Genomic DNA, 6,933 nt, shown 5'->3' with positions numbered 1-6,933 from the left:
ACCCCCCCCACCTCCTTGGGGGGCCCCCGCCTCCGCACGGGCGCAACACCGCGGCACCACCTTACCGGTTTGCGGGGGTGCGCCCACGGAGGTTTCCCCCCCCCACCACCGAAAGGGGTGAACCGTCGTAACTTTCCCGCCCCGGTAGCGTTCTGTCGCGCTATGGGAGCGATCGGTCACACAGGGTCAAGCAGCGGCCAGTTCCTTGCGGGCCGCGCGGCGCACCGCAGCGAGCGCCGGATCGAGCGCGGGAACAGCGGCCAGAAGCTGCTTGGTGTACGGGTCCCGGGGGTCCCCGTACACCTGGTCCACCTCGCCCTCCTCGACGATCCGGCCCTGCCGCATCACGGCGACCCGGTCGCTGACCTGCCGTACGACGGCGAGGTCGTGCGCGATGAAGACCAGGGCGAGCCCCAGTTCCCGCTGGAGATCCGCCAGCAGGGCGGTCACCTGGGCCTGCGTGGTCACATCGAGCGCGGAGACGGCCTCGTCGCAGACGATCAGCTCCGGCTCGGCGGCCAGCGCCCGGGCGATCCCGACGCGCTGGCGCTGACCGCCGCTGAACTCGTGCGGATAGCGGTCGTAGCTCTCCGGGGCGAGCCCGACCCGCGTCAGCAGATCCCGTACCCGCGCCCTGATCACCACCTCGTCGCGCTCCCCCGAGGCCCGCAGCGGGTCGGCGACCGACTCGCCGATCGAGCGGCGCGGGTTGAGGGAGGAGACGGGGTCCTGGAAGACCATCTGCACCCGGGCATCGCGGCTGAGCCGCCCCGAGGTGGGTTCCAGCAGTCCGACGAGCATCCGCCCGAGGGTGGTCTTGCCGCTGCCGCTCTCACCGACGATGCCGAGGGTCTCGCCGCGCCGGACGGTGAGGCAGACCCCGTCGACGGCGGCGAGGGCGGTCTTCCCTCTGCCGAACACCTGCCGGACGTCCACGGCTTCGACGAGCGGGGCGCCCGCGTCGTCAGCCGGCTTCGCGCCCGGAGAGATCCGCTGCCCGGGAACGCGCGGCTCCGTCACCCGCGGCACCGCCGCCAGCAGCGCCCGCGTGTACGGCTCGCGCGGCGCCACCAGCACCTCGCCCACCGGCCCCCGTTCCACCGCCCGGCCCGACTGCATGACCAGCACCTCGTCGACCGACTCCGCCGCCACGCCCACGTCGTGCGTGACCAGCAGCAGCCCCATGCCCGTCTCGCGGCGCAGGTCGTGCAGCAGGTCCAGGATCTGGGCCTGGACGGTGACGTCCAGGGCGGTCGTCGGCTCGTCGGCGATGAGCAGCTGGGGCTCGCAGGCCAGGGCCATCGCGATCAGCGCCCGCTGCCGCATACCGCCGGAGAACTCGTGCGGCCGGGACCGGGATCGCCGTACCGCATCGGGAATCCCGACCCGGTCCAGCACCTCCACCGCCCGCGCCCGCGCCGCCCGGCGGGAGGCCCGGCTGTGGACCCGGTACACCTCGGCGATCTGGTCGCCCACCGCGTAGTAGGGGTCCAGCGAGGACAGCGGGTCCTGGAAGACCATCGCGGCCTTCGCACCCCGCAGAGCCCGCAGTTCCGCGTCGTCCGCGGCGGTCACGTCCACTCCGGCGACCCGGATCGAGCCGCCGACCTTCGCGCCGGTCCCCCGGTGCAGTCCGAGCAGGGCGTACGCCGAGGCGCTCTTGCCGGAGCCGGACTCGCCGACCACACCGAGCGCGCCGCCGGCCTCCAGCGAGAACGACAGCCCGTCCACCGCCCGCACATCGCCGAACGAGATCGAGAGATCGGAGACTTCGACCAGGCTCATGCCAGCACCACCCGTCGGTCGGCCATCGCCTGGAGAATGTCCGCGACGGCATTGGCGAGGACGACGAAGAATCCGGTGACGAGCACCAGACCGACGACCACCGGAAGGTCCACGTGCTTCACGGCGTCGACGAGTTCACGGCCGACCCCCGGAATCCCGAAGAGCGACTCGGTGAGGACGGCACCGCCGAACATCGAGCCGATGTCGAGTGCGCCGAGCGCGATCACCGGCGCCAGCGCACCGCGCAGCGCGTGCCGCCCCACGAGCGCCCGTTCGCCGACCCCGTACGCCCTGAAGGTGCGCACATGGTCCTCGGCCAGGGTCTCCAGCATCGAGGCCCGGGTCATCCGGGCGTACGGGGCCGCGGACACCAGGGCCAGCGAGATCCAGGGCAGCAGCAGGTTCCAGGCCCACTGCTCCGGGTCCTCGGTGAGCGGTACGTAGTCCGGGAACGGCAGGATCTGGAGCGCCGTGACCAGGATGATGATCAGCAGCAGTCCGATGACGAAGACCGGGGTCGCCATGCCGGCCAGGGTGATCCAGGTGAGGACCCGCTCGGTCAGCCGGCCGCGCCGCCACACCGAGAGCAGTCCGGTGCCGACCCCGAGCAGCATCCACAGCACGAAGGCGCCGACGGCGAGCGAGGCGGTGGCCGGGAGCTTGGCCAGGATCAGCTCGGTGACCTGCTGGTCGCTCTGGTACGAGAGCCCCAGGCAGGGCGCCTGGCAGTGCAGCACGCCGGTGCCGGTCGAGTAGTCGCGGCCGACGAAGAGACCCTGGAGGAAGTGCGCGTACTGGAGGTACAACGGGTCGCCCAGGTGCAGCTGTTCGCTGACCTGCGCCACCTGTGCCGGCGAGCAGCGCGGACCGCAGGCGATCTGCGCGACGTTGCCGGGGGCGACGTAGAAGGCCGCGTAGACGACGACGCTGAGGGCGAGCAGCACGAAGAGTGCCCCGCCGAGCCGTCTGAGCAGGAACCACTTCACGCGTCGGCCTCCTTCTTCCGTCCGGTGCCGATCCGCAGCCGGGATTCGGCGCGCGGGTCGAGTGCGGTGCGTACGCCCTCGCCGAGGACGGTCAGCGCCAGCACGGTGACGAAGAGCAGCAGGGCGGGGATCAGCAGATAGGTGGGCGCCGCCTGGTACCAGGTGTCGGCGTCGCTGAGCATCTGTCCCCAGGACGGGGTGGGCGGCTTGATGCCCACCCCGAGGAAGGACAGCGCCGCTTCGACGACGATGTTCGACGGGAAGAGCAGCACCGCGTAGGTGATGACGGGTGCGGCCAGGGCGGGCAGCAGTTCGCGCTTGGCGATCTGCCAGGAGCCCCATCCGCTGAGCCGGGCGGCGGCGACGTGGTCGCGCGATTTCAGCGAGAGCGTCTGGGCGCGCACGATCTTCGAGATTCCGGACCAGCCGACCAGGCCGATGATCACGGCGATCAGGACCGGGCGGGGGAAGCTCGTGGGTACGACGGCGAGCGCGCCGAGCGCGATCACCATGACGGGCAGCGCGACCACGACGTCGGTGACCCGGCTGAGCGCCTGGTCGACGAAGCGGTTGCCGAGCCCGGCCGCGAGCCCGATGCCGACCCCGATGATCACCTGGAGCAGGGTGGCGGCGAGCGCGACACCGAGCGAGACCCGGGCCCCGTGAACGACGCGGGCGAACAGGTCGCGTCCTGTGAGCGGTTCGACGCCGAGCCAGTGCTCGGCGCTGATCCCGCCGAAGGAGCCGACCGGCACCCCGCCGGTGGCGGAGTCGACGAGATCCGGGTGGTACGTGGTGGGGTCCTGGCCCTCGATGCCCGCGAGCAGCGGTGCGGCGAGCGCGACCAGGACCAGCAGGGCGACGATCGCGGCCGCCACGAGGGCCGCGCGCCGGGCGCGCAGCCGCCGCCAGAACGGATGGGCCCCGGAGGCGGGGACCTTGACGGCCCCCGCCTCCTCGGCCGGTATTGCGTCTGCCATGACTACTTGACCGCGACCTGCGAGATGTCGAGCACACCGGTCCAGTCGCTGATCACGACGTTCTTGACGGACTCGCCGTACAGGCGCTTGTAGACCGGGTGGAACAGCGGCACGGTCAGCGCCTGCTCACCGACCTTCTTGTCGAGCGCGCCCCAGCGCTTCGCGGCGGCGCTCAGGTCGGTCAGCTTGTTGATCTCGTCGATCTCCTTGTTGACCGCGGGGTCGTTCAGCTGGCCGGAGTTGAAGTTGTAGCCGGACTTGACGATCTGGCGTCCGTCGAAGATCGGCGCGAAGAACGGGCCGCCGGACGGCCAGTCGGCGCCCCAGCCGCCGAGGAAGAAGCCGGGCTCGCTCTTCACGTTGTAGACCGTGTCGGAGTAGTCGTTGCTCTCCAGGCCCTGGAGCTTGACGGTGATTCCGGCCTTCTTCAGCGCCTCCTGGAGCGCGGTGGCGATCTCCGGGCTGGTGGCGAAGTCCTTGTCGTTGGAGTGCGTGAGGGTGACGGTCAGCCCCTTGGGGTAGCCGGCCTCCTTCAGCAGTTCCTTGGCCTTGGCCGCGTTGCCGGTCTTTCCGGCCGGGAAGTGGTCGTACGGCGTGTAGCCGAAGGCCGCCTGGTCGGGCAGGAAGGTGGTGGCGGGCTCGGCGAGCGAGGAGCCGCCGGCCGCGTTGACCACCGAGGAGCGGTCGACGGCGTACGAGATCGCCTGACGCACCTTCGGGTTGTCGAACGGCTTCACCTTCGGGTTGAAGGCGATGTAGTTGGTGTAGCCGAAGTGGCCGGTGCCGACGCGGGCGGCCAGCTTATTGTCGCCGGTGACCTTAGCGAGCTCGGCCGGGCCCAGGTTGGTGTCGGTGGTGACGGCGGCGGCGTCGGCGCCCTGCGAGGCGGACAGGCGCTGGTTGATGACGGCGGAGTCGAGCCCGGAGCGCACGTCGATCCGGTCGGGGTAGGCCTTGCGCTCCTCGTCGGTCGACGCCGACCAGTGCGGGTTGCGCTCCAGGATCAGGCGCTCGCCGTCACCCTCGTTCTTGACGACCTTGTACGGGCCCGAGGAGATCGGGTGCTCCTCGTACTTGGTGCCCTTGTCCTTGGCCTTGGGCACCGGGGTCGTCTGGGTCTGCGTGGCCAGGAAGGGGAATTCGCCCTCCGGCTTGTTGAGGTGGAAGACGATCGTCTTCGCGTCGGGCGTCTCGATCGAGTCGAGGCCCTTCTTGTCCTTGTACGGGCCCTGGTAGTCGGCGCCGCCGATCAGCCAGTCGCGCAGGTAGGGCGCGCCGCCGGAGAGTTCGGCGGCGAAGGAGCGCTCGATGCCGTACTTGATGTCGGCACTGGTGATCGCGGTGCCGTCCTCGTACTTCAGGCCGTCCTTGAGGGTGTACGTCCACACGGTGGCGTTCTTGCTGGGCGTGCCCAGGTCGGTCGCGAGGTCGGGGACGACCTTCGCACCGGCCGTGCCGTCCTCCCGGTTGCGGGTGGTGAGCGTGCGGAAGACGAGGGAGGGGACGTTGCCGCCGCCGGAGGTGTAGAGCCGCGCGGGGTCGAAGTCCTCCTGCGGCTTGCTGTTGAGGACGGTGAGCGTGCCGCCCTTCTCGGGCTTGCCCGCCGCACCGGAGCTGCCGTCGCCGCCCTTGTTGTCCTTGGGCCCGCAGGCCGCGGCACCCGCGGCCACGACGAGTACTGCGGTGGCCGCTGCCACGCGGCGCGATATGACGGACGGTTGACGCATCGGAAGATGACCTCTCGGATGTACTGCCTGGCGAAAAGGGACGGAAGGAATTCCGTGCGGGCAGCGGCGAGAGCGAGTGCACAAAGCCGGTCATCGGTGGAGAAGTTGACCGGAAACATCGAACTGCCGCGCCTGCGGACGGAATGCGCCCAAGCGCGGCAGTCGTGATGGCGGTCCCGGCCCCGTTCAGGGCCCGGACCGCGGGCGGACGCGCGCTCGGGCAGGCGTCAGCAACAGTCGATGTCGGCGACACTGTGCCCGGTCACGCCGATGAGCGCCAGCTCTATGACTGCGCGATCGGGGAGGACGGGGCCGTGTGACATGTCGAGAAATATGGATCACCGCCCAGGGGATGTCAACGCGAATTGAGACAGCGATCTCACCATGCGGACAACATCAGGGCGTGCGTATGCCGGTTCCACATGAGGCTGCGGGGTCCGGCATACCCGGGAGGCGGCCCGTCGCACCCGCGGGCCCGCCTCCTGCCGACATCAACTGGGCGGGTACACCCAGGCGTTGGGCCGGCATTTGATTCCGTCGATGTTCAGCGACTTGGTCTGCTGCTGCATCACCGGAGCGAGGGCTCCGGGGGTGCCGCAACTCACATGGTTGTGCCCCAGCCGGTGGCCGACTTCATGGTTGATCAGCATCTGGCGGTAGGCGAAGAGTTTGTCCGGACCGAAGGTCGACGATCCCTGCGCCCAGCGGTAGGCGTTGATCATCACGCGCTCGGTCGCCGCGGAGTCGCAGGAGACGTTGTCCTGGGTCGTGTCCAGACCGGACTTCTTGCACCATTCGCCGGTGGTCCCGGGGCTGGCCAGGGTGATCACGAAGTCGGGGTCGCCGGTGGAGACCCGCTCGAAGGTCATCGCCCCGTCGTGCGCCCAGCTGCGGTCGTCGTTGAGCGTCTCCTGGACGGCCCTGGCGAAGAGCGCGGCATCGAGACCGAGGCCCTTCTCGACGTCGATCCGGTAGCGGTACTTGTGTCCCCGGCCCGGGGCCTTCGCCGTCCCCGGCACCGCCTCGAACTTTCCGGACGCCTTCAGTTCCGGGGCGAGCGGATAGGCCTTGGCCATCTTCTGCGCGTACGAGAGCGGCTTGACCTGTACCGCCTTCGGGGTCTCCCGGTCGTCCGAGCGGGAGGTGCCGTCGGGACCGCCCCGGTCGACGCCCGCGGGCTGCGCGGCGGTGGTTCCGCCGCCGTTGTCCTGGGCGACCTGCCCGGCCACGACCACCGCGAGCACGGTGGTCACCGCGGCGGCGGCGATCCCGGTGAAGGTGCGGCCCTTGTTTCCCTTGCCGTCCTTGGCCGGTGCCGGGTCGTCGGTGTCGCCGGGCGGCTGCTCGTCCCACTCGTCGTTCTCATTCTCGTGGCGATCCCAGCGGCGCAGCACCCAGGCCTTGCCCGCCGGGCGCGGGCTGATGAAGGTCACCACTTCGGGGAAGGAAGGCTGC

The 6,933-nt window shown here is 70.3% G+C and carries 6 protein-coding genes; all 6 read right to left on the bottom strand.

The features are described from left to right. Positions 1–186: 186 nt before the first annotated feature. Positions 187–1,785 carry an ABC transporter ATP-binding protein gene (locus ABZY11_RS40455; protein WP_356483957.1) on the bottom strand — a complete coding sequence of 533 codons (1,599 nt, stop codon included), beginning with the start codon at positions 1,783–1,785 and terminating at the stop codon, positions 187–189. Next, the gene (locus ABZY11_RS40450; protein ID WP_356483956.1) at positions 1,782–2,771 is read right to left on the bottom strand and encodes an ABC transporter permease; all 990 of its coding nucleotides are present in this window, start codon (positions 2,769–2,771) and stop codon (positions 1,782–1,784) included. The genes ABZY11_RS40455 and ABZY11_RS40450 overlap by 4 nt, the downstream gene beginning before the upstream one ends. Continuing rightward, complete coding sequence (locus tag ABZY11_RS40445; protein ID WP_356483955.1) at positions 2,768–3,751, bottom strand: ABC transporter permease; 984 nt, start codon at positions 3,749–3,751, stop codon at positions 2,768–2,770. The genes ABZY11_RS40450 and ABZY11_RS40445 overlap by 4 nt, the downstream gene beginning before the upstream one ends. 2 nt (positions 3,752–3,753) lie before the next feature. Further along, positions 3,754–5,478 carry an ABC transporter substrate-binding protein gene (locus ABZY11_RS40440; RefSeq protein ID WP_356483954.1) on the bottom strand — a complete coding sequence of 575 codons (1,725 nt, stop codon included), beginning with the start codon at positions 5,476–5,478 and terminating at the stop codon, positions 3,754–3,756. 227 nt (positions 5,479–5,705) lie between these two features. Further along, on the bottom strand, positions 5,706–5,801 hold the full coding sequence (locus ABZY11_RS40435) for an Ms4533A family Cys-rich leader peptide (RefSeq protein WP_323138501.1): 96 nt from the start codon (positions 5,799–5,801) through the stop codon (positions 5,706–5,708). 168 nt (positions 5,802–5,969) lie between these two features. Further along, on the bottom strand, positions 5,970–6,933 hold a 964-nt coding region (locus ABZY11_RS40430), incomplete at its 5' end, for a DUF3152 domain-containing protein (RefSeq protein ID WP_356483953.1).

Source organism: Streptomyces sp. NPDC006510 (genome assembly GCF_040611955.1).
In the GTDB taxonomy this organism is placed as follows: domain Bacteria; phylum Actinomycetota; class Actinomycetes; order Streptomycetales; family Streptomycetaceae; genus Streptomyces.
The sequence above is the reverse complement of the archived record's forward strand: the minus strand, read 5'-3'. Positions and strand labels throughout refer to the sequence as shown.

Bases quoted from the DNA above. Each gene is read 5' to 3' on its own strand.
- ABZY11_RS40455 (WP_356483957.1), bottom strand. From the start codon at position 1,785: ATGAGCCTGGTCGAAGTCTCCGATCTCTCGATCTCGTTCGGCGATGTG.
- ABZY11_RS40445 (WP_356483955.1), bottom strand. From the start codon at position 3,751: ATGGCAGACGCAATACCGGCCGAGGAGGCGGGGGCCGTCAAGGTCCCC.
- ABZY11_RS40440 (WP_356483954.1), bottom strand. From the start codon at position 5,478: ATGCGTCAACCGTCCGTCATATCGCGCCGCGTGGCAGCGGCCACCGCA.
- ABZY11_RS40435 (WP_323138501.1), bottom strand. From the start codon at position 5,801: ATGTCACACGGCCCCGTCCTCCCCGATCGCGCAGTCATAGAGCTGGCG.